This window comes from Bradyrhizobium sp. TM102 (assembly GCF_009176685.1).
Taxonomy (GTDB): domain Bacteria; phylum Pseudomonadota; class Alphaproteobacteria; order Rhizobiales; family Xanthobacteraceae; genus Bradyrhizobium; species Bradyrhizobium ottawaense.
This window is the reverse complement of sequence record NZ_AP021855.1, coordinates 6,690,437-6,711,868: the sequence shown is the minus strand read 5'-3', so window position 1 is coordinate 6,711,868 and position 21,432 is coordinate 6,690,437. Positions and strand designations below refer to the sequence as shown.

Below are 21,432 nucleotides of genomic sequence, written 5' to 3'. Positions count from 1 at the left end.
TGCAAGTGATGCACCGGCCTTGCCGGCTATGATTTTGCCCCACCGACCTCGCGGATCGGCCGCGTGCCGTCCCAGCTCATCGCGGCTTGCCGGACCTTCTCGAAGAACGGTCCCTTGGTGCCGCTGATGTCCGAGATCTCGATCACCGTGCCCGGATGGTCCTGCGTGTCGAAATAGGCAAAGCGCCCCTTGTCGCCGCCGATCTGGCCCTCATGGCCGATCCTGTAGCCGAGCCCGATCGCCTTGTCGTAGAGGGCCTGATAGTCGTGGCTCCAGTAGGACATGTGCTGGAGGCCTTCGTGCCCGGCATCGAGAAACTCCTTGTACAGCGAGGGCGCGTCGTTGCGCTGCTGGATCAGCTCGATCTGGAGGTCGCCGGAATTTGCCAGCGCGATGCTCATCTCCACGGCGGAGTCCTCGCCGCGGTGACGAAACCAGTCGGTCTTGACGCGGTCCATGTAGTACCAGGGGCCGACACCCATCACCTCGATCCAGTGCTTCATCGCGGCCTGGATGTCCCGCACCACATATCCGTTCTGGCGCACCGCGCCGAAGATGCGGCTCATGCCCGCGCTCCTGTTCTCTGCCTATTCACGACGGGACCTCATCCTGACGGCCCGCCGCCGGCGGGCGTCTCGAAGGATGGTGCACGCGAGCTGCCCGCCACGTTCCTGCTCACTTGACCTCAATGCCGGCGTCCTTGGCAACCTGCTTCCAGGCCGCGATGTCGCGCGCGTTGAGATCGCGCTGCTCGTCGCCGGGGACGAATTGCGGGGTGATGCCGAGTGCCAGCAGCTTCTGCTTCACCACCTCGTCATCGAGCGCCTCCTTCAGCGCCCCCGACAATTTCTGCGCAACCGGCGGCGCGAGGCCCGCGGGCGCATACATCGCCCAGGACAGGCTACGGTCGAACGGCACGCCCTGCTCCCCGTAGCTGGCGACATCGGGCAGGCTCGGCGAGCGCTCGCCGCAGGCGGCCAGCGCCTTGATCGAACCGTCTTTCACCAACGGTGTTGCGGTGGCCACGTCGAGTGTGGCCAGCGAAATGTGTCCCCCGAGCAGGTCGCCGGCGAGTTTTGCGATGCCGTTGAACGGCACGTGGTCCATCTTGATGCCGGTCTGCTGCATCAGGATCTCCGCGCAGAATTGGCCGGTCGAGCCGACGCCCCAACTGCCGTACTGGATCGGCTCGCCCTTCCTGGCCAGAGCGACCAGGCCCTTGATGTCGTGGGCGGCAAAATTCTTGGTTGCAACCAGCATGATCGAGGAGGTACCGACGCGGCCGATGGTCGTGAAATCCTTGATCGGATCGTAGGGCAGTTTTGGATAGATCGCGGGGGCCAGCACATGCGTGGTCATGCCGCCGACGGTGATGGTGTAGCCGTCGTTTGGCGATGTCGCGACCATCTGCGTGCCGAGCGTGCCGGCCGCACCGGTGTGGTTCTCGATATAGATGCTCTGCCCCAGCGTCTTGCCCATCCTGTCGGCGAGCAGCCGGCCGACCACGTCACCGCCGCCGCCGGCCGCGTAGGGCAGCAGCATCTTGATCTTGTGCGTGGGATAGGCGGCGGGTTCTTCGGCGTGTGACGGCAGTGCCGCCGACAGCAATGCGAGAAACGAAAGCGTGACGGTGCGCAGCATCATGATGGCATTCCCTAATCTTCGAAACGAAATCTGTAGGCGTCGCCGTGCCGAACCACGCGTCCCGCGGTCGGGGCCGGAAAATGGCCGGCGAGGAGATAGCTCGGGGTATCCGCGAGCTCTTCCAGTAGCGCCATGCGCGTTGCGAGCGCCGCGGCCGGATCGACGTCGGCAGCGTTCGATAGCCACGGCGCAGCGCACTGGATCGGATGATGAATGACGTCGCCCGACATCACCGCGTGATCGTGGCGGCCGGTGAGGTGGATCTGCATGTTGCCGGCGGTGTGCCCAGGTGCCGGCGCAAAGCGCAAGGCAGCGTCGCGGTCGCTAAACAGGCGATGATCAGTCTCGACGAATTCGGCAAGGCCGGCCGCCGCCACCGGCAGCACGGAATCCTCGAACGAGCCGTGGTTCACCGGGCTCCTCGGCGCCGCATTGTGCGCGGCCTCGAAGTGGCGATATTCGGCGCGGCCCATCAGATAGCGCGCATTGGGGAAGGTCGGCACCCAACGACCGTCGATCAGCCGCGTGTTCCAGCCGACATGATCGACATGCAGATGCGTGCACATCACGAAGTCGACCTGTTCGGGCGTAACGCCCAGCGCCTGCAAGTTCTCGAGATAAGGCTGGTCGAGGTTGTTCCACGCCGGCACGCGCGGCCGCCTCTTGTGGTTGCCGCAGCAGGTGTCGACGATGGCGGTCCAGCGCGGCGTGCGCACGAGATAGGAGTGGTGGCTGAGGATGAAGCGGCCGGTCTCCGGCTCGATGTAGCGGTGATCGAGCCAGCTCCGGTTTTCCGCGATCACCTCGTCGGTGACGTTGGCGAACAGCCAGCTCTTGTCGAAGGCAAGCGCGGGGATCTCGCTGACGAGATCGACCCGCATGCTGCCGATCGTCACCTGCCGCATCGGTCAGTTCTTCAGGAGATCGCCGAACGGCACCCAGCGCGTGCCGTCGAAACGGATCAGCTGGAGGCTCGTCATTGGCGTAAAGCGCTCGGGCGAGTTGCTCACCGCGGTGCCGTTGATCAGCATCGGCAGCTTCACGTCCTTCATCGTGGTCGCCTGCTTCATCACATTGGCACGGGTGAGGTCGTTGCCGGAGGCCTTCAGCACCGTCACCAGCGTCTGCGCGATGGTGTAGCCGTAGACGTTGAGCCAGTCGCTCTTGTTGGTATCAGGCATGTACTTGTCCATGAACGCCAGCCATTCCTTGTAGCCGGGGTCATCCTTGTTGGCGGGATCGGTTGCGTCCTTCAGATATTGGCTGGAGATGACACCGGTGGAATTGTCCTTGCCGGCCGGCTCCAGCACGCCGCTGATCGAGGCCGAAACGTTGGAGATGATGGTCGTCGGCTTCCAGCCGATCTCGCCGATCTTGCGGATCGCCTGAGCCGCGAACTTCGGCGTCGCCGCGACCAGCACGACATCGGCACCCGCGGTCTTCAACTGCAAAATCTGGGTGTCGACGGTCGGGGCCGAGGTCTCATAGGCCGCGCGCGCGACGATCGCTTCGCCGCTGCCGAGGCCTTCCTCCAGCGCCTTCAGGTAATCCTTGCCGAGATCGTCGTTCTGGTAGAGCACGCCGATCTTCGCATTGGCGCGGCTCGCCTTGATGTATCTTGCATAGGCGATCGCTTCGTCGCGATAGGTCGGCTGCCAGCCGACGGTCCACGGGAAATTCTTGGGATCGTCCCACTTCGCCGCGCCCGAGCCCAAAAAGAGCTGCGGCACCTTGCGGTCGTTGAGATATTTGTGCACGGCGCTGTTGGTCGGCGTGCCGACGCCGCCGAAGATCAGCAGCACCTCCTCGCTCTCGACCAGGCGCCGGGTCTGCTCCACCGTCTTGGGCGGGCTATAGGCATCGTCGGCGATGATCATCTGGATGCGACGTCCGTTGACGCCGCCGTCGTCGTTCACTTTCCGGAAATAGGCTTCGGCCGACTTCGCAATCTGCGCGAAGGCCGAGACCGGGCCGCTCAGCGGCGCGGTGGTGCCGATCTTGATGGTCTTGTCGTCGGCGCCGGGATCGTATTTTGCGGTTTGGGCTGAGGCGATACTGGCCGCGAGCAGCGGCAACAGGATGCAGGCCGCAGTGAGGCGAGGGCGGGCGAAGCGCGCCATGGGTCGTCTCCCAAAAATTGCTCTCCGCCTCTCGATCGAGCGGAGTTGAAACGCGAGAACAGCGCCCGAAGCAGGCTTGCGGGCCGCGACCGTTGCCGCCAGAGTGGGCGAGACGAACGATCGTTCGTACGGTTGACTAGCGAACGATCGTTCGTTAGTCAAGTCGCATGGCTCTCCACACCTCCAGCGCGGCGGAAGCGGCTGCGCCCACGACCCGTGAGCGCATCCTCACCGAAGCGCTCGACCTGTTCGCGCAGAGCGGCTATGGCGGCGCCTCGATGCGGGAGCTCGCGCGCCGCGTCGGCATCCGCGAGAGCAGCCTCTACAATCATTTCTCCGGCAAGGCGGCGATCCTCGAGGCGATCGTCAGCGAGCACGGTCCGGCAAGCTCGGCGAGCCGGCTGGAGGAGCCGCGCTACAAGCAGCTCGCGCGCCAGCCCGCCGCGTTCTGCCGCCAGTTTGCGCTCGACCTCGTCGAGCAATGGTCCGATCCGCGCGAGCACCAGTTTCAGAAGGTCATCACCGCCGAGCGTAACCGTGTGCCCGGCATCCGCGCCAAGTTCGCCGATCATTTCTATGCTCGCGAGCAGAGCATGATGACGGATTATTTCCGCGGCTTTGCGCTCGCCGGCCTGGTCAAGACGCCGGACCCGCGCGAGACCGCGCGGCTGTTCGCGGCCGGCCTGATCTACATCCGCCTCGAGCACTACGTGATGGGCGCCGCGCCCTCGCCGCGGCAGAAGGTGATCGAGGCGATCGACCGCTATCTCGCCTTCTTCCTGTCGCTGATCGCGGCAGGCGAGGACACCGACAAGAAACGAAAGCCTAAGGGAGAAACGCGTGGCAAGGCTGCCCCTGATTGATCCGGAGACCACGAGCGGCGATATCCGCGCCTCGTTCGACCGCATGCCGGTCAAACTCAATATCTTTCGCATGATGGCCCATGCCGAGGCCAACATGATCCCGGCGATGCGGCTCGGCAATTCGATCCTGCACAAGCAGAAGCTCAGCGCGGTCAACCGCGAGCTCCTGATCCTTCAAGCTGCCCAGTTAGAGGGCGGCGCCTATGAATGGCGTCAGCATGTTCCGATCGCGCTCGGCGTCGGCTGCACGCAAGCGCAGGTCGACGCGGTCGAGCGCTCCGACTACGGCGCGGCTGCCTTGAACGAGGCCGAACGCGCGCTGCTGAACTTCGGGCGCGAGGTCGTCAAGAACGTCCGCGTGCCCGAGGCGACCTTTGCTGCTGCCCGCAAGCATTTCAGCGACCAGGAGATCGTGGAATCCATCGTCGCGCTCGGCTTCTACATGATGATGGCGCGCCTGACCGAGGCGACCGAAACCGATCTCGATCCCGCAGCCGGCATGACGGTCTATGACGGCGGCAAGAAGTAGGCGGTCGCGATGACTGAAACCGACAGCAAGCCGGAGCGCTATGTTCGTCCGCCGAGCGCGGAATCGCTCGGTGAGGCGCCGGGCAGGGGACGGCTAAAGGGCCACCGCATCCTGATCGTCGGCGGCGGCCAGCGCGTGTTCGATGCCGCCACCGATCCGATCGGCAACGGCCGCGCCATGAGCATTTTATGCGCGCGGGAGGGCGCGAAGGTTGCAGTGGCTGACCTCAACCATGCCTCGGCTCAGCAGACCGTCAAGCACATCACCGATGAAGGCGGCGAGGCCTTTGCCATCGCGGCCGACGTGACGTCCGAGGCTGACGTCCAGCGCATGATCGAGGAAGCCCACCGCGCGATGGGCGGCCTTGACGGCATGGTGCTGAACATCGGCACCTTCGGCAAGACCGGCCTCGATAACGTCAGCCCCGAGGAGTGGAACAGGATCTACGACGTCAACGTCCGCGGTCCCATGCTGTGCTGCCGCGCCGCGATGCCGAAATTCGACGATGGCGGCTCGGTCGTCTTCATCTCCTCGATTGCGGCGTTGAAGGCGGGATCGCAGATGGCGGTGTATGATTCATCGAAAGCCGCACTCGGCGGCCTCATGCGCAACATCGCTCATCTCGGCTCGCGCCGTGGCGTCCGCGCCAACCTCGTCTATCCCGGCCTCGTCGACACCCCGAACGGCCGCGAAGCCGGCGCCGGCCGTCCCAATCGCGGCAAGGGCCACGTCCCGTTCGGCCGCCAGGCCACGGCGTGGGAGATCGCCTATGCGGTGCTGTTCTTCCTGTCGGACGAAAGCGTCTATGTCACCGCGCAGACGCTCGCGGTCGATAGCGGCCTGAGCGGAATGTGAGAGCGGATACGTAGTCCGGATTGCGCTGCGCACCACGTGCACCCGCGCCCCATCCGGTGGGCGGGGCTCTTGAGCTTGCCGGGCGTCTATAGTAAGGGTTCGGCCGGGTCTGCAGTTCACCCAGGCGTCACCGTCCCGCGAGGGAAGCTAAACCTGCAAGGCTCAATCGAATCGACACCAAACCTCGTGCCGCGTCGTAAGCTGGTGACCTCCGACAATCCATCTGTGGAACGGCACATCGAGGATTGGTCATGACCAGAACCCCCATTGAATTCGTTGCGGGCGACATTTCCGCGCTCGCGAAATCCCTGCGCGCCCAGCTTCTGGAGCGTACGTCGCCGCCCGGTCACGTCGAGCTCCTCAACATTCTTGCACGTGCGACGGGGCACAGGAACTATCAGCATTTCCGCGCGCGTGCGGTCGGCACTGCCGTGGACGATCGCGGCACGCCGGCACCACAAGTCGATGCGGTCGATCTGAAGCGCGTGCAGCGCGCCGCGCGCCATTTCGACGACCACGGCAGGCTGCTTCGCTGGCCGGCCCGCCACAGCCTGCAGCAGTTGAGCCTCTGGGTGTTGTGGGCCGGCTTCCCGCCGCGGTGCAGTCTGGCCGAGGCGCAAGTGAAGACGTTGTTGAGCCGTCAGCACGCTTTCGCCGATGATGCCTTGCTCCGCCGCGCGCTGTGCGATCACGGCCTGGTCTCCCGCACGGCCGACGGACGCGCGTATCGCAGGATCGAGCGTCGGCCGCCGACGGAGGCGGCAGCGCTTCTGCGCCACCTCAAGGCCAGCGCATCCGGACGACCGGAAGCCGCGACATGATCGCAAATCCGGACGCATTGCCGCTCGCCGGGCCCGCTCCGGTCTCGGTGCGGACCTCCCGCGGGACAGTCCAATGCGCAATCGCAGGCGAGGGGCCCGCTATCATGGCCATCCATGGCGGCATGGGCGGCCACGACCAGTCGTGGCTGCTGGCGCGCGCCCTCGCCGCGACGCTCAGGGACAAGCGGGTGGTGGCCGTGTCCCGCCCGGGCTATCTCGGCTCGCGCCTCGAGCTTGGCGCGTCGCCCGACGACCAGGCTGACGTCTATGGCGCGCTGCTCGATGCGCTGGGGATTTCGACCGTGGCGGTCGTCGCGGTCTCCGCCGGCGGTCCCTCCGCACTGCAATTCGCCGCACGGCATCCCTCGCGCTGCCGCTCGCTCGTGCTGGTATCGGCCTGCACGGGGAAACTGCAAACGCCGCCGGAGATCACCGCGCGCCTGCGCATGATGCGCCACCTTGCGCGTCTTCCCGGATTGCCCCGCATCCTGAAGTGGCGAAGTGAACGGAATCCGCAGGCTGCCGCGCGCCGCGCGATTCCCGATGACGCCATGCGCGAACGGACCTTGGGACATCCGGAGGCAGGGCCGCTGTTCCGCGCCTTGCAGTCGACGGTGTTCGAGCATCTGCACGCCCGGCTTCCGGGGACCGTCAACGACATCGCGCAGTTTGCCGCGCTGGGGGAGTTGCCCGAGGGATCGATCTCGGCACCCGCGCTCATCGTTCACGGCCGCGCCGACAATGTCGTGCCGTTCTCACATGCCGAGAACGTCTGCCGGGCGATCCCGCAGGCAAAGCTGCTGGCGCTCCCCGACGGCGGCCACGTGGCGCTGTTCACGCACCTGAACGTGGTGCGCAAGGAGGCCGAGCCGTTCCTGGACGCACACGAACGCGCTTCCCTGCAGCCTCTTCGCATCGAGGATCCCCATGAAGACGACATTGCTCAGACCTGAAGACTACACCCGCTCGCCCTGGAAGAACGGCGGCGGCGTCTTCACCGATATCGCGGATGCACATCGCGCTGACGCTGGGGTGAAGGATTGGAGCAGCCTGCTCTGGCGCTTTGCGAGCACGCCGATCGTGGCGCCCGGTCCCTTCTCCCACATGCCGGGCATCGACCGCTTGCAAATGGTGGTTAGTGGGCGCGGGCTGGTGCTCAAGGCCCCCGGCCAGGAATTCGACGAGCGTGAACCTTTTACGACCGTGCGGTTCACCGGCGAGCTCGAGATCGTGACGGAGCTTCAGGCCGGGCCGGTCGAGGTCGTTAACCTGATGGCGCGGCGCGGTGCGGCGGAGATCGAGCTCGAAGCGCTCAGGGAAGCCGGCGATCGACCGTTGCATGCCGGCACGCATCTGGTTTACGCGCCGCACGGCGATTGCCGCATTCGCCTCGATGGAGAGGATCTTGCCATCCCCGGCAACGGCACGCTCAGGATCGAATTGACCGAGACATCGAGGCTCGCGCTCGTTTCGGGTCCGGTGGTGCTGGGGTCGATCCGGATCGTCGGTTAAGGGGGCACAGCCCCGACAGCCCGATGCGCACAATCCATGCAACTGGCTAGGTTGACGCGGCGGAGCCGGGGCACGATATCTGCCCTGATGCAGACCGCCGTGAAGGGCAGGATATGACCGCGCAAGACAATCACGCCCCCGCCACGCAGGCCGACGGTGTCGCCGACTGGCTGACCAACGGCACGCGCGACGAGCGCTTCATCGACAATATCTTCGCCGACATGTGCATCCGTCTGCAGCAGGCGGGCATTCCGCTGAAGCGGTCGACGCTCCATGTCCTGATCCACCATCCGCAATGGCTTGGCGCCCGGTTCATGTGGTCCGACGGCATGCGCGAGGCGGAGATCGCGCGGGTGGATTATGACGTCCGGGAGCGGTCGGAATTCATCGGCAGCCCCGCCAATGAAATGCAGGACGGCGCGAGCGAGGTGCGCGAGAATCTCGAACGCGATCCCTTGCTCGGCCGCAAGCACGCCCTGTACGACGAGATGCGCGAAAAGGGCCTGACCGACTATGTGGCCTGGCCGCTCTACCACACGCTCGGCAAGCGGCATCTCATCACCTTCGCGACCGACCGTCCGGGCGGCTTCGAGGATTCGCATATCGCCGCGCTCAAGAAGCTCCTGCCGGTGCTGGCGCTGGTCAGTGAGATCCGCATCAAGAACCGGCTGGCGCGCACGCTGCTGGAGACCTATGTCGGCTCCCATGCCGGCCAGCTGATCCTCGCCGGCGCCACCAGGCGCGGCAGCGGCACGACGGTGCGCGCCGCGATCATGATCTGTGACCTCAGGGATTTCACCAAGATCTCCGACAATTGGCCGCGCGACGACGTCATCGATCTGCTCAACGATTATTTCGACGCGATGTCCGAGCCGATCGCGCGGCACGGCGGCGAGATCCTGAAGTTCATCGGCGACGGCCTGCTCGCCATCTTCCCGCTTCAAGAGCCCGATGCCTGCGCGAACCTGCTCCACGCCGTGACCGAGGCTCGTCAGGCCATGACCGCGCTGAACGAGCGGAACAATGCGACCAGCCGCGCGCCGTTGAATTACGGTATTGGCGTCCATGTCGGCGATGTCATGTACGGCAATATCGGCTCGACCAGCCGGCTCGACTTCACCGTGATCGGTCCCGCCGTCAACATGGCCTCCCGCCTCGAAGCCCTTACCAAGCAGCTCGGTCGAACGGTGCTGCTGTCACGCGACTTTGCGGAGCTGGTGGAGCGGAAGTTCGAGCTGGAGCAAGTCGGCAAGCACGAGGTGCGCGGCTTCAGCGATCCGATCGAGCTGTTCGCGTATCACGGGTAGGGCGACTGCCTCACCCGGGACGAATTCCCAGCGGCGGCATCTATTTGCGGTTCGTCCAGGGGGCGGAGGTCGAGCCGAGGCCGCCATTCGCCGGACCTGTGAGACCCGGTGCAGGCCCAGGCCCTGGGGTGGCACCCCCGTAACGCCTACGCGGACCAGCGATCCTGCTCTTGCTGGTGCGCGTGCTCGTTCAGACGTTCGGCGATCTGGTCCGCAATCTGCTCCGACTCCGCCGAGGCGACGGGCTCGCCCTTGCGTGTCCTGAGCTTGTCCTTGTCGGCCTCGATCGGGAAGTCGTCAGGCTTCAGTCCGTCATCCTTGCTCATGGCGCGCCTCACCGTGTCTGATGTCGGAAGAACACGTCTGAAGGCTGATCGTTGCTTGGACGAGTGAAAACTCTCGACCGACGAATGGACGGGCGGCTCGCGTTTTGGCACTGTCAGCACGATCCCGGTGTCAGGTGCCGCCGACAGTCTTGGGAAGCCCCTATTGCCGATGCAGGATTGTACGAATAGGCTTCCGCCCCGAAGACGCCCAAACGGTCCTTCAAATCGGCCGCACGTTCATGCCCAAATTCCTTCGCATCGGAGTCCTGCAGTCCAACGTATCCGGCTACACGTCGAAGGCGTGGTGCGTTCGGCGCGTCGGCTCGGCGGTGTTCCTGAAGTGGGGTGCCGTTGAGGTGCAGGGCGCCGGTGATGGACGAAGGGTCTACTGGACGCGATTGCCGCAGGAGAAGACAGTTCGCTGCGGCACGACGCAGCGCGCCCAGGACTACGCCAAAGCCGCCATCGCCCGGCGCCGCAGCCACCGCTACGAGCCGCTGGCCGGGCCGATCGCGCTCCGGCGCCGATCCGCCGAGCGGAGCGCGGAACTCAAGCAGGCACTCGCCACCATCCTGATCGTCGATATCGTCCGCTCCACCGAAAAGGCGGCAAAGCTCGGCGATGCGCGTTGGACCAAGGTCATGGGCCACTATTACGCGGCCGTGCGCAAGGAGCTGAAGAGTACGCGTGGCAAGGAAGTGGTGACGACCGGCGACGGCGTGCTGGCGACATTCAAGGCGCCGGCTTCCGGCGTCCGCTGCGCGACCGCGATTCAAAAGGCCGTGCGCACGCTGGGGCTCGACATCAGGGTCGGGCTGCATGCGGGCGAGTACAGTGTGAGCGGGGGCGAGATGGTCGGTCTCGCGTTTCACATCGGCACGCGCGTCGCCGCCAAAGCGCGCGCCGGCGAAGTCCTGGTCTCGAGCGCGGTCAAGGACCTGATGGCGCAGTCGGAGATCCGCTTCAGGGATCACGGCGTGCATCAGCTCAAGGGCGTGCCGGAGCGGTGGCGGCTGTTTCGGGTGGAGGATTGAAGGGATTGAGGCCTATCTGTTCGGATCGGTCCGGTCGCATTTGGGGCATCGTCCGTCCGCGGCGGCGGCGAGTTGGTGGCCGATCTCTTCCCTGAGAGCGTCTGCCTCGAAGGCCGTGCCGTCGCTCCTGAGGATTCGCTTGGCGCGTTCGTAGGCGTGGCTCTCGGCGGCGTCGTCGCCGACGCGAACGATCACCTCATCGTGGAAAGGGCAGACCGTGGTCGCACGGGTGGTTTCGAGCGCGTAGCGTACCACTGCGGTCAGATCGTCGACGTTGGCGGATATCATGGCTGCTCTCCTGATCGTGGCGGTCCCGATGGTGGCCTGTTTCCGGCGGCGGGGGTACCGTACGGCCGTGTCGGTCCGGTCAGGCGACAAGGGCGACGTCAATCCACCCCGGCTTCCTTGGAAGCACCGAGGCCGATCGCGTGTTCGTCCAGGGCTGCATTCAACCCGCGGCTTTTGCCCTGGTTCCATCGAACCCGTCGGCGAAGCCGCTCGTCCGGAGCCGGCTCCTGGTCGCGGTCGGTCGGTCCCCGTCTTGCGAAGCGGTGCCCGGAGTGCCTAGGAGTCCGGGCTCCGCTTCGTTCGGCACCGGAGCAGGAGCGCGGCCGATGTCATGCAGAGCATAGGCGTGAGCAGGGCCTTTGCATTGACCCATCTCAAACACAGGGAGGGCCCCTAAGGAATCATCCGCAATTTCGCCGGCCGCGGTTCGGGCGCATGAATAACGACATGCAGCGCCAGATTCTCTTCAGGTGCCCGCGCACCGGCATAAACGTCCAGCATCGGATCGATGACGAGCGGCCCGAGAGTTCCGAGCCGGCGGACAGCTATGTGTCCGTGAGGTGCCCGGCCTGCATGTCGCTGCACTTCGTCAACAGCACCACCGGCAAGCTGCTGGGCGAGCGAAGCGCGCAGCCCGCCTCGATGTCGCGTTCCGCCTGATCCGTCCGCGTTGATTGTGCAGCGACGTGGCGGAAGGGCAACCGTCAATGGATCGCCGCGTACATGATGGATTCCTCGGTCGCCTCCAGCGCGGAAAACTCCTCGACGACCTTGCCTTGCCTGCAAACCAGGATGCGGTCCGACAGCGCCATGATCTCGGGCAGGTAGGAGGAGATCACGACCACCGCCTTGCCCTTGTCGGCCAGCGAATTGATCAGCTCGTGAATCTCGACGATGGCTCCGACATCGACGCCCCGCGTCGGTTCGTCGAATATGATCAGGTCCGGATCCTGGATCAGCGATTTGGCGATCACGACCTTCTGCTGGTTGCCGCCGGACAATTCGACGACCTTGGCCTCGTCGCCGATGGCGCGCACCTTGAGCCGTTCGATCCAGGACTTTCCGGTCGCCGCGCCTTCGCGTCGTGACAGCCAGGCGCGTCCCTTGGGAAACTTGGCGAGCAGGCCGAGATAGATGTTGCGCGCAATGGATGCGGTCTCGAAAAATCCTTCGACCTTGCGGTCTTCCGTCACGTAGGCGATGCCGGCCTGCACCGCCGGGGCGGGGACGCGGTAGCGTACCCGCTTGTCCTCGAGGATCACCTCGCCGCCGTGGAAGAAGTCGCGCTTCATGATGCCTGCGACGATCTTGAACGTCTCGGTGCGTCCCGCGCCCACAAGACCGAAGACGCCGGTGATTTGGCCGGCGAACACCGACAGCGAATTATTCTTCACCATCGGCGCCATCTTCAGGTTCTGCACCGTCAGCACCCGCTTGCCCGAGGCGCGGACCGTCGCCTTGCGCGCGCCATAGAGCGTGTTTGAGAGATCCCGCCCCACCATCGCCTGGACGATGCGCGCCCGGTCGAAGCGGGAAGCGTCGTCGGTCACGACATGCCTGCCGTCGCGCAGCACCGTGATGCGGTCGGCGAGCAGCAGCGCCTCTTCGAGGGCGTGCGAGATGAAGATGATGGAGACCCCGCGCTTCTTCAGGTCCTTGACCAGGTCGAAGAAGTACTTCTTCTCCTCCGGCGTCAGCGTCGCTGTCGGCTCGTCGAAGATGATCACCTTGGCCTTGTGCAGGACCGCACGTGCGATCTCGACCATCTGCTTCTTGGCCGCTCCTAATCCGCCGACCGTCGCGGTGGGCGTCACGTCGAAGTTGAGCGATTGCAGGAATTGCTGGGCCGCGATGTAGATGCCGCGCAGGCGATTGTAGAACTTCTCCTGACCGAGAAACAGGTTCTGCGCCACCGTCATCGTCGGCACCAGGCTGTTCTCCTGGAACACCATGGCGATGCCGAGGTTGCGCGCCTCCAGCGGAGTCCTCGGAGTGACGTCGACGCCGTCGACAATCATGCCGCCGGACGTCAGCGTCACGACGCCGGCCATGACCTTGGTCAGCGTCGATTTTCCCGCGCCGTTTTCGCCGACCAGGGCGTGGATTTCGCCGCGCCGAAGCTCGAAATCGACGCCGTCGATGGCGGGCACGCCGGCGTAGAGCTTGGTCGCCTTCGACAGCGACAGGACGAGGTCGTTCATGCGCGGGCCTCCTCGCCGAGGGATGCCAGCGGCAGCTTGATGACGCGCCCGGGGCCCTTGGCAATCATCACGAGGTCGTTGCCGACTTCGACGGCGGACACGATGCCGTGGTTGACGCCGTCGGCCCGGCTGTGGAGCGAGTAGCGTGGAAAGCCGTCGGCTCCGAGCCGGATGACGAGACCATACGACCGCGGCGGCGCCCAGGGCTTCATCACGCCCATGGTCTTGATGTGGGCGCCCTGCAGCGGCTCCTTGAAGGAGTGGCCCGAGCGCAGACGCGGCGCCACCCAGAACTCCGGGTCGATCTCCGCGATCATGCGGCGGCGATAGGCGGGCTCGCGCAGCACGAACTCGACCAGTTGGGTGCGCGCGGTGAACGCGGTGAGCCAGAAGCCGCCGCCGCTCGCTGGAGAAAGCCGGGATGGGTAGACGGGCAGGTGCCGCAGCAGATCCTTGCGGCTTCCGTCCGGTGCGATCGAGACCAGGCGATGCCGCCAGCTTTCGCTGACGAGTACGGCGCCGTTGCTTGTGATGGCGCCGAAAGCGTAGCCCAATCCGCCGGCAAGCTCGCTGATCGCGCCCGTCTTCGGATCGAGCCGCAGCAGCCGGCCGGTCCTGCCGAGCTCCATCAGATCGCGCGCCCAGTCGCCGACATCGTGCAACGACGATCCATCGGTTGCGATCAACCTCCCGTCGGCCGCGGGCGCCAGCGCATTGACGGCGTGCAGCCCCTGCGTAAAGGCGGCCCTGGGTGTCTCGGCCGTGGCGTTGTCGTAGAGCCGGACCTCCATGCCGCCGAGCGCGACGGCAAGGCCACCACCGGGCAAGGACGCCAGCGCGGAGATCGGCCGCTCGAAGCTGCGAACCGTCGTTGTAGAGTTTCCGGTCAAACGCGTCAGCCGCGCGCCATCGGCGATGAGCAGCGAGGTGCCGTCCGGGGCGAGATCCTCCGGCGCGTCGCATTCGAGCAGGATCTCCGCCTGCTCGAGCGCCTGGTTGGGCTTCAACGCCCCGTCGAACGACGGCACGGTGATAGCCGCCTCGCCACGGCCGAGGAAGCGGTTGGCGAATTCTCTGATAGCGACGATCACGACGGCTTCCCCCAGCGCTTGTCGTACTGAACGAAGTCGGGATCGGCATTGTCGAGCTTGAAGCGGCCGATCCGGTTGTTGGCGATGCCGCCGAGATAGAGATAGCCGCGATGCTCCCGCATCGAGGTGATCATGGGGTGGTTGAGGCCCTTGAGGTCCCAGAACGATTCCAGGATCTTGCCCTGCTCGTTGAACTTGACGACGCAGCCGGTGTTGATGTTCGGAAACAGCCATTCGTCGACCGGCACGCGCTTGGCCATGCGCCGGCGGAAGCTCGGCATCTTCCAGGCGAGATCCAGTGACGGACTGCGCATGCCGACCAGCGCCAGCCAGTAATTGCCGTCCGAGGCAAGGTTGATGTTGTCGGGATAGCCCGGCAGATTGTCCATGACGGTCTCGACGTTGCCCTTCTTGGGACCTGCGAACCAGTAGCGCTTGATCGAGCAGCCGAACGTCTCCGCGAACAGGATGGATTGCCCGTCGCTGGCGACTGCGACGCCGTTCGGGAATTTGAGCCCGCGCAGCGCGGTGTGGGTGGTGCCGGTCTTGGTGTCGTAGCAGATGATGCGGCCGTTGCCGCGCGCTTCCAGCCCGTCGACTGGCCATTCGTCCATCTCGTAGCGGACGGTGGCTTCGGAGAAGAAGATCAACCCGTCGTCTGTGATGTCGAGATCGTCGGCAAGCCGGAGACGGCTGTCGTCGTTCACGGAGTAGATGCTGCGGTTGGTCTCGTCGGTGGCTTTCTCCACGGTGCCGTCCGGCTTGATGCGATAGAGGCCCATGCCGCCGATGCAGACATAGAGGTTGTCCTCTTTGTCGAACGCCATGCCGAGCGGCTGGCCGCCGATATGTGCGAACACTTCCATCCGCTCGTAATCGGGCGGAAAGAAGCGGATGATGTCGCCGTGCCGCGATCCCGCGTAGAGCACGTCGTTGCGGTCGAGAATGACGTCCTCGGGCGCCTCGATCCGGCCGAGCCCGATCAGCGAGACGTCACGCAGCTTGTCGTTCTGCTCGAACGGCCCACCGCTGCCGATCTCGGTCGGCGGCGGTGGCGGCAGCGCGTGATAGGTCGGGGCGACATAGACCTTGCTGATGATGCGGGTGCGATTCTTCTGCCAACGGATGTCGACCATCGCCGCCGCCAGCAGGATCGTCGCCAGCGCCATGCGGTTGACGCCGCCGCGCGCATTCATGGCGGTCAGGCCGTTGGTGACGAGCAGGACGACGAGCACGCCGACCATCGATTTGACGACCGACCCCTTGCCGCCGCCGAGCGTGATGCCGCCGAGCACGGTTGCCGTCAGCACGATCACCTCGAGGCCGACGCCGATATCGCCGCCGACCGTGCCGAGCCGGGCCGCGAAGAACAGCGCGCCGATGCTGGTCAGCACGCCGCTCGCGACGTAGCAGAGCGCGATTGTGCGGCGGACCGGAATGCCGGAATTGTAGGCCGAGCGCCGCGAGCCGCCGATCGCGGTGATGTGCCAGCCCGGCCGCAGCCGCGTCAGGAAGACGTGGCCGAAGATCGCGATGACGATGTAGACCAGCGCGACGCTGGGAATGCCGAAAACGCTGCCGCCGCCGATGAAATCCCAGGACGGAATGTCCGGGAAAGCCGACGCGATGGCGTTGGAATAGCGCTGGATCAGCAGATCGTAGGCCGAGCGATAGATGATCAGCGTGATCAGCGTGGTGATGAAGGCGCGGAGCCTGAGATAGCCGATCAGCACGCCGTTCACCGCGCCGAGCAGCCCTCCGACGATCATGGTGACGACCACCACGGCGGGGACCGGCCAGTTGAGCACGTCGAGCAGATAGAGCGCGCAGAAATCCGTCAGGGCGAAGATCGAGCCGACCGAGAGATCAATGCCGCCGACGATGACGACCAGCGCCATGCCGAGACCGATGAAGCCGATCTCGCCGGCCTGCCGCGCCGTGTCGGCGAGGCTCGATGGGGACAGGAAATGCTCGAGCGAGCGGCTGAGCGCGAAGCCGACGATCAGCAGCAGGATCACCGGGATGGCGGTTTCGGTCCAGCGTTTGGACAGGATCTCGCCGAGGAGATGGTCCGGCCAGTAGCGATATCGGAGCCTCGTCAGTGTCTCGCGCATCTGCCTTCCGCTGATTCCATGAGCAAGGTTGCGCGTTCCGCACCCGGAGCGACGGAACGCGCAGCTTTAGTGTGCGATCACTTCTTGAGATCGGAGAGATTCCAGCACGCCGTCTGGGTGTCGGCGTTTTCTTTCGTGATCGGGATCAGCGTCGTGTATTCGGAGCCCTTGACCGAACCCGGCTTGGCGCCCGACGACAACAGCCATTTGATCGTGCCGGCCATCTGCGCGGCCTGCGTCGGGACGTCGTAGCTCATGTTGAGATCGAACGAGCCGTTCTTCACGAGCTCGCACGCACCCTTGCGCTCGCCGCCGCCCGAGGTCGCCAGGAACACCTTGCCGGTCAGGCCGGCTTCCTTGATCGCGGCGGCGGTGCCGATGTCCATGCCGTCCCAGAAGCCGACGATGCCGCAGAGGTCAGGGTTCTGCTTCAGCACCGTCTGGGTGATTGCCTTGGCCTTGGCGGCATCCCAATCGGCGGCCTGGCTGGAGACGACCTTGATCTCGGGATGCTTGGCGAGAATGTTCTCGACGCCCTTGAGCGTGTAGGCGCTGGCCGCCGCCGAGAGCGCGCCCTGGATGATGGCGATCTTGTTCGATTTGCCCTGGCAGGCCTTCACCACGCCTTCGGTCTGGCGCTCGCCGATCTCGATCCAGTTGGCACCGACGAAGGCCGAGCTGCGATAGGCCGAGCCCATGTTGATCTGGATGACGTAGATGCCTTCGTTCTCGGCGCGCTGCAGCAGCTTGGCGTAGGTCTGGACGTCGGGATTGTGGATCACCATCACCGCCGGCTTCTCCGAGATCAGCGAGGTGACGGCTTGCGCGCCGGCGTTCGTATTCCAGTTGGGATCGCGAATCACGAACTTGACGCCGAACGGCTCGAGCTCCTTCTTGAGGCCGGCGTACCAGCCTTCGGTCAGGTCGAAGTTCATCGCCACCGGCACGTAGGCGACGGTCTTGCCGGCGAGCGCTTCGCGGAAAGGCTTCTGGAACGGCTCGTCGAGGCCCTGCTGGGCAAGGGCCGGAGCGGCGCCGGCTGAAAGCGCCAATGCGGCGATGCTTCCAAGCGCGAATTTATGAACGCAGGCCATTGTCTTCCTCCTTGTTGGATACGCGTTTTTTTCAGGCAGATCAGATGTCGCCCTGTTGGGCCGTTTCTTCGTTTCGTGGGTTGAGCAGCGTGTCCGTGATGACCGCGACCAGGAGCACGAGGCCCTTGATGAGGTTCTGGCCGGCATAGGGGACGTTGAGGATCGTCATTCCGTTCAGCATCGTTCCGATTAGGAGCGTGCCGATGATGACGTTGACGACCCCGCCGCGTCCGCCCGACAGGCCGATGCCCCCGAGCACGACGACGAGGATGACGTCGTAGATCAGCGTCGAATTGAAGATCCTGGTCGGCATGGAGTTGACGGACGCCGCCAGCACGAGGCCGGCAAAGCAGCCGATCAGCGCCGCAAGGACGTATTGCAGCACGATGATGGGCCGCGACGGGATGCCGGTCACGCGCGCGGCGAACGGGTTGTCGCCGATCGCGTAGATGTAGGCGCCCCAGCGCGTCTTGCGCAGCAGGATGAAAACCACGACGCAGGCGATCGCGAACATGACGATCGAGGTGGGGATGCCGAGGATGCTGCCCTGGCCGAGCCGCTCGAACCCGGCCATGCCGTCGCTCCATTGCACGACGTCGAGCTGGAAGAGGGCGGCCTGGCCGAGACCAGCGACGAACAGGCCGGTCGCCAGCGTCGCGAACAAGGGCGGCACTTCCGCATAGGCGATGAGCCAGCCGTTGACGAGCCCGATCGCGATCGACAGCAGGCCGGCGGCGAGCAGCGAGGCCGGCAGCGAATGCCCATTCTGCACCATCTGCAGCACGAGGCCGCCGGGGACCGCGAGTGCGGCGATCAGCGACAGGTCGATGCCGCGGCCGATCACGACGATTGCCATGGCGAGGCCAAGGATGCCGAGCACCGCCACGTTCTGCAGCAATGTCAGCATGTTGTCTGCGGAGAGAAAGCCGCTGAGGAAGACCGAGAAGGTCAGGAAAAGTGCGGCGAAGACCGCAAACACGATCTCCTGTTGGCTGATCCGAACGCGCTTCATCGCTTGCCATCCCTGGGATCGGCATCGCGCGTGCGGGATCGCCGTCTCGGCGCGCGCTTGCCTCCCCCCGTCCCAAGATTTGTTTTGCGCTTGATAAGCGAGGAGCCTCAAGGCGGCTTGCTTGAACGCGCAAACCTTTTGCGTTGGCGCGCAAAGAGTCTTGCGCGAAGCTGACAGGAACCTAAGATCGGCCGGCAACTTTTGTGCGCTGCACAGCCAGACCTCGCTGCAACGGGCCACCATGGATCTCGTGTTTACGACCGAGGAGCTAGACCCCGCCAAGCGCTTCGCAGCCTGGCAAGATGCGATCTGCGACCACTATGTTCATGTCGACGTGAACGCGGTGAAGCCGGCCGACTACCAGGGCTTTATCCGCGAGGCGCAATTTGGCTCGGTCACGATGAGCGACGTCTTCCTGTCGGAGCAGCGGATATCGCGGCGCGACCGGCACATCGCAAAGCTCGACAAGGATTGTTACTACGTCCAGTTTCTGCAACAGGGCAGCATGGACGTGCTCCAGGCCGGCCAGACCCTGGTGACCAGCCCGGGCGTTGGTGCGATCTTCTCGGCGTCCGACGCCTACGATCTCGAATGCTCGAACCAATTCCGGTCGTTGTATCTGGAGATCCCGCGCAAGGAATTTTCGTCGCGCTTCGCCGAAGGAAAGATGCCGTCGGCGGCGACAATTGCGACGGGACGGGGCTTGGGGCGGATCGCCGCCGAATTCTGCGCGCTGCTGGCATCGGAGGCCTCGAGCCTGGAGGAGACGGCGCGAACCCGGCTTGGTCATGAGCTGATGGACGTGCTGGCGCTCGCGCTGGACATGGGCGACAAGGACGAGTTCTCGGAAGACGCGACGGCGCGGAACGCGCGCCTGCGCTCGGTCAAGGGCTGGATCGAGGAGCATCTGACCGATCCGGATCTGTCGCTGGAGAAGATTGCCAGGAACAACGGCGTCTCGCTCCGGCATCTGCATTACCTGTTTCGTTCGACCGAGATGTCGGTGTCCGAATGGATCCTGAACCGCCGCCTGCAGCGTTGCTACGACGCGCTGATGCGCCCGGAGCTGCGCGCGCTGTCGGTGACCGAGATCGCCTATCGCCTCGGCTTCAGCAGCTCGTCGCACTTCAGCACGGTGTTTCGCCGGAAGTTCGGCCACAGCCCGTCCGAGCTGCGCCGGCGGCAGATGACGTCGATCGACTAGAGCGGGGATCGCGCGCCGAGCCGCCGGCGATGACGTTCGGCGGCAACGAGCCCCTGCAGACCGGCCCGCGCGTCCTATTTCTCGACGGCGCCCGTCCAGTCCTTGAAGCCGCCGAGGTTGTAGACCTTCTCGTAGCCCAAATCCTTCAGCAACTTGCCGGCCAGCGCCGACCGGCCGCCGGACGCGCAGTAGAGAATGACGCTCTTGCCCTTGTCGAACGCCTTGTCGTGGGAGGGCAACTCCGGATCCGCGCGAAACTCCAGCATCCCCCGCGAGACATTCACGGCCCCTGCGATCTTGCCACTGGCCGCCACCTCCGGCGCATCGCGCACGTCGACGACCAGCGTGTTGCCGTTCTTGATCATGTCAGTGGCCTGTTCCGACGTGATTTTGGGCACCGCCGCGTTGGCGGCTTCGAGCATTTGCTTGACGCTGGTTGGCATTGGGTTGTCTCCGTTGGTGGCGGGGAGGATAGCATATTGGCCGCACTTCGCCTCCTTCTGTCGGAGGAGCATGCTCTGTTTGATCATGCGCTCATTCTGCCCCCAATATCGTGCGAGCCAGCTCCGACGGATTCTCGACAGCCGAGAAGTGGCCGGTATTCCTGAGCGTCACCACCTGCGAGTTGGGAATGAGAGACCGTGTGCGCTCGCGCTCGTCGGGCCGGGACCAATCGCTGTCGCCATAGATGAGCGTCACCGGCGCCGAGATCTGCCAATAATAGTCGCGGGCCTGGCTCCAGGATCGCCATCCGGCCAACACCTTGCGTGCGGCCAGCTTGTATCCCGGGCGATGGGCCACCTTGTCGAACTCGGCGAGCAGATCGGCCGGCAGCTTGCGCGGGTCGTGGTATCCACCACCCATGATCTTGCCGAGAACGATCTTGTTTTCGAGCGACGCGTTGATCGCCCCGAGCACCGGGATCTGCAGACTTCCGATAATGAAGTTCGCGAGCCAGTTGCCGCGTCGAATGCCGTCCCCGTAGCGGGTTTCATAGTCGTAGGGGTTGATTGCATAAACCCGCTTCACCTGGTGTGGGAGAGAGGCCGCCACCGTGAGAGCCAATGCGCCCCCGATCGACTCGCCGACGAGCGTTACATCCGAGAGGTCTAGCGCCTCGATGAAGCGTATGACTGCCTGCCTGAAATAGGGCTCGTTGAAGCTCGCGCCCGGATCGATCGGTGAGTGTCCGTGGCCGGGCAGATCGATGGCGTACACCGTGTGCGACCGGGCGAGGAGAGGCGCGAGGCTGCGGAAATACTCGAGCTGCGTCCGGATCGTATGGACGAGGAGTAGCGGAGGCCCGCTGCCGGTCTTGTGAAAACGCACACTGAGCCTCTCCGATAATTTGAGCAAACTCGGCCCGGCTTCGCTCACGTCAAGCATCCGATCTCTCCAAGTTTCGAGGGGGCGGTCG

Annotated in this window: 23 protein-coding genes; 10 read left to right on the top strand and 13 right to left on the bottom strand. The window is 64.9% G+C overall.

Annotation, left to right across the window (positions count from 1 at the left end):
- Positions 1-26: 26 nt before the first annotated feature.
- The 4 genes from GDN70_RS31720 to GDN70_RS31705 all read right to left on the bottom strand — a co-directional run bounded on the left by GDN70_RS31720 (position 27) and on the right by GDN70_RS31705 (position 3,764).
- Positions 27-566: a VOC family protein gene (locus tag GDN70_RS31720; RefSeq protein WP_028142235.1), complete on the bottom strand. Its 540-nt coding sequence runs from the start codon at positions 564-566 to the stop codon at positions 27-29.
- Positions 567-675: 109 nt separating this feature from the next.
- Entirely contained in the window at positions 676-1,644 is a 969-nt protein-coding gene (locus tag GDN70_RS31715; RefSeq protein WP_173015911.1) for a tripartite tricarboxylate transporter substrate binding protein, read from the bottom strand.
- An 11-nt stretch (positions 1,645-1,655) separates the two neighbouring features.
- Positions 1,656-2,549, bottom strand: coding sequence for an MBL fold metallo-hydrolase (locus GDN70_RS31710; protein ID WP_152103495.1), 894 nt, complete (start codon positions 2,547-2,549; stop codon positions 1,656-1,658).
- 3 nt (positions 2,550-2,552) lie between these two features.
- On the bottom strand, positions 2,553-3,764 hold the full coding sequence (locus GDN70_RS31705) for an ABC transporter substrate-binding protein (protein WP_152103494.1): 1,212 nt from the start codon (positions 3,762-3,764) through the stop codon (positions 2,553-2,555).
- A 167-nt stretch (positions 3,765-3,931) separates the two neighbouring features.
- Here GDN70_RS31705 and GDN70_RS31700 point away from each other — a divergent pair, with 167 nt between their 5' ends.
- The 7 genes from GDN70_RS31700 (at position 3,932) to GDN70_RS31670 (ending at position 9,651) form a co-directional block, all read left to right on the top strand.
- Positions 3,932-4,627, top strand: a complete 696-nt coding sequence (locus GDN70_RS31700; RefSeq protein WP_152103493.1) for a TetR/AcrR family transcriptional regulator — start codon at positions 3,932-3,934, stop codon at positions 4,625-4,627.
- Positions 4,605-5,156 carry a carboxymuconolactone decarboxylase family protein gene (locus tag GDN70_RS31695; RefSeq protein WP_038949724.1) on the top strand — a complete coding sequence of 184 codons (552 nt, stop codon included), beginning with the start codon at positions 4,605-4,607 and terminating at the stop codon, positions 5,154-5,156. Before GDN70_RS31700 ends, GDN70_RS31695 begins: the two co-directional genes overlap by 23 nt.
- 9 nt (positions 5,157-5,165) lie before the next feature.
- On the top strand, positions 5,166-6,011 hold the full coding sequence (locus GDN70_RS31690; RefSeq protein ID WP_152103492.1) for an SDR family NAD(P)-dependent oxidoreductase: 846 nt from the start codon (positions 5,166-5,168) through the stop codon (positions 6,009-6,011).
- Between the two features lie 251 nt (positions 6,012-6,262).
- Positions 6,263-6,832, top strand: coding sequence for a DUF2087 domain-containing protein (locus GDN70_RS31685; RefSeq protein ID WP_028142242.1), 570 nt, complete (start codon positions 6,263-6,265; stop codon positions 6,830-6,832).
- Positions 6,833-6,936: 104 nt separating this feature from the next.
- Positions 6,937-7,785 carry an alpha/beta fold hydrolase gene (locus GDN70_RS31680; RefSeq protein WP_063711748.1) on the top strand — a complete coding sequence of 283 codons (849 nt, stop codon included), beginning with the start codon at positions 6,937-6,939 and terminating at the stop codon, positions 7,783-7,785.
- The gene (locus tag GDN70_RS31675; protein ID WP_152103491.1) at positions 7,760-8,344 is read left to right on the top strand and encodes a HutD family protein; all 585 of its coding nucleotides are present in this window, start codon (positions 7,760-7,762) and stop codon (positions 8,342-8,344) included. Before GDN70_RS31680 ends, GDN70_RS31675 begins: the two co-directional genes overlap by 26 nt.
- Positions 8,345-8,457: 113 nt before the next feature.
- Positions 8,458-9,651, top strand: a complete 1,194-nt coding sequence (locus tag GDN70_RS31670; protein ID WP_038972043.1) for an adenylate/guanylate cyclase domain-containing protein — start codon at positions 8,458-8,460, stop codon at positions 9,649-9,651.
- Between the two features lie 146 nt (positions 9,652-9,797).
- Here GDN70_RS31670 and GDN70_RS31665 read toward each other — a convergent pair whose 3' ends face one another.
- Positions 9,798-9,977 (bottom strand): hypothetical protein, encoded by a 180-nt coding sequence (locus GDN70_RS31665; RefSeq protein WP_038949715.1) that lies wholly within the window; start codon positions 9,975-9,977, stop codon positions 9,798-9,800.
- A 239-nt stretch (positions 9,978-10,216) separates the two neighbouring features.
- Between GDN70_RS31665 and GDN70_RS31660 the strand changes: the two genes are divergently transcribed.
- Positions 10,217-11,011 carry an adenylate/guanylate cyclase domain-containing protein gene (locus GDN70_RS31660; RefSeq protein ID WP_028142246.1) on the top strand — a complete coding sequence of 265 codons (795 nt, stop codon included), beginning with the start codon at positions 10,217-10,219 and terminating at the stop codon, positions 11,009-11,011.
- A gap of 12 nt (positions 11,012-11,023) precedes the next feature.
- On the opposite strand, the gene GDN70_RS31655 is transcribed toward GDN70_RS31660, so the two are convergent.
- Positions 11,024-11,299 carry a hypothetical protein gene (locus tag GDN70_RS31655; RefSeq protein ID WP_028142247.1) on the bottom strand — a complete coding sequence of 92 codons (276 nt, stop codon included), beginning with the start codon at positions 11,297-11,299 and terminating at the stop codon, positions 11,024-11,026.
- A gap of 435 nt (positions 11,300-11,734) precedes the next feature.
- Here GDN70_RS31655 and GDN70_RS31650 point away from each other — a divergent pair, with 435 nt between their 5' ends.
- The gene (locus GDN70_RS31650) at positions 11,735-11,959 is read left to right on the top strand and encodes a hypothetical protein (RefSeq protein WP_240536433.1); all 225 of its coding nucleotides are present in this window, start codon (positions 11,735-11,737) and stop codon (positions 11,957-11,959) included.
- A gap of 44 nt (positions 11,960-12,003) precedes the next feature.
- Here GDN70_RS31650 and GDN70_RS31645 read toward each other — a convergent pair whose 3' ends face one another.
- The 5 genes from GDN70_RS31645 to GDN70_RS31625 form a co-directional block, all read right to left on the bottom strand.
- Positions 12,004-13,500, bottom strand: coding sequence for a sugar ABC transporter ATP-binding protein (locus tag GDN70_RS31645; RefSeq protein WP_152103490.1), 1,497 nt, complete (start codon positions 13,498-13,500; stop codon positions 12,004-12,006).
- A complete protein-coding gene (locus GDN70_RS31640) occupies positions 13,497-14,591 on the bottom strand; it encodes a hypothetical protein (RefSeq protein WP_049806644.1) in 1,095 nt (364 codons plus the stop codon). The genes GDN70_RS31645 and GDN70_RS31640 overlap by 4 nt, the downstream gene beginning before the upstream one ends.
- Positions 14,588-16,705: an SMP-30/gluconolactonase/LRE family protein gene (locus GDN70_RS31635; protein ID WP_028142251.1), complete on the bottom strand. Its 2,118-nt coding sequence runs from the start codon at positions 16,703-16,705 to the stop codon at positions 14,588-14,590. Before GDN70_RS31635 ends, GDN70_RS31640 begins: the two co-directional genes overlap by 4 nt.
- A 77-nt stretch (positions 16,706-16,782) precedes the next feature.
- Positions 16,783-17,799, bottom strand: coding sequence for a sugar ABC transporter substrate-binding protein (locus GDN70_RS31630; RefSeq protein WP_028142252.1), 1,017 nt, complete (start codon positions 17,797-17,799; stop codon positions 16,783-16,785).
- Positions 17,800-17,839: 40 nt separating this feature from the next.
- Positions 17,840-18,811: an ABC transporter permease gene (locus GDN70_RS31625; protein WP_028142253.1), complete on the bottom strand. Its 972-nt coding sequence runs from the start codon at positions 18,809-18,811 to the stop codon at positions 17,840-17,842.
- 241 nt (positions 18,812-19,052) lie between these two features.
- Between GDN70_RS31625 and GDN70_RS31620 the strand changes: the two genes are divergently transcribed.
- Positions 19,053-20,015 carry a helix-turn-helix domain-containing protein gene (locus tag GDN70_RS31620; protein ID WP_095425558.1) on the top strand — a complete coding sequence of 321 codons (963 nt, stop codon included), beginning with the start codon at positions 19,053-19,055 and terminating at the stop codon, positions 20,013-20,015.
- Positions 20,016-20,089: 74 nt separating this feature from the next.
- Here GDN70_RS31620 and GDN70_RS31615 read toward each other — a convergent pair whose 3' ends face one another.
- Positions 20,090-20,458, bottom strand: a complete 369-nt coding sequence (locus GDN70_RS31615; protein WP_152103764.1) for a rhodanese-like domain-containing protein — start codon at positions 20,456-20,458, stop codon at positions 20,090-20,092.
- A 91-nt stretch (positions 20,459-20,549) separates the two neighbouring features.
- Positions 20,550-21,401 carry an alpha/beta fold hydrolase gene (locus tag GDN70_RS31610; RefSeq protein WP_152103489.1) on the bottom strand — a complete coding sequence of 284 codons (852 nt, stop codon included), beginning with the start codon at positions 21,399-21,401 and terminating at the stop codon, positions 20,550-20,552.
- Between the last annotated feature and the right edge of the window lie 31 nt (positions 21,402-21,432).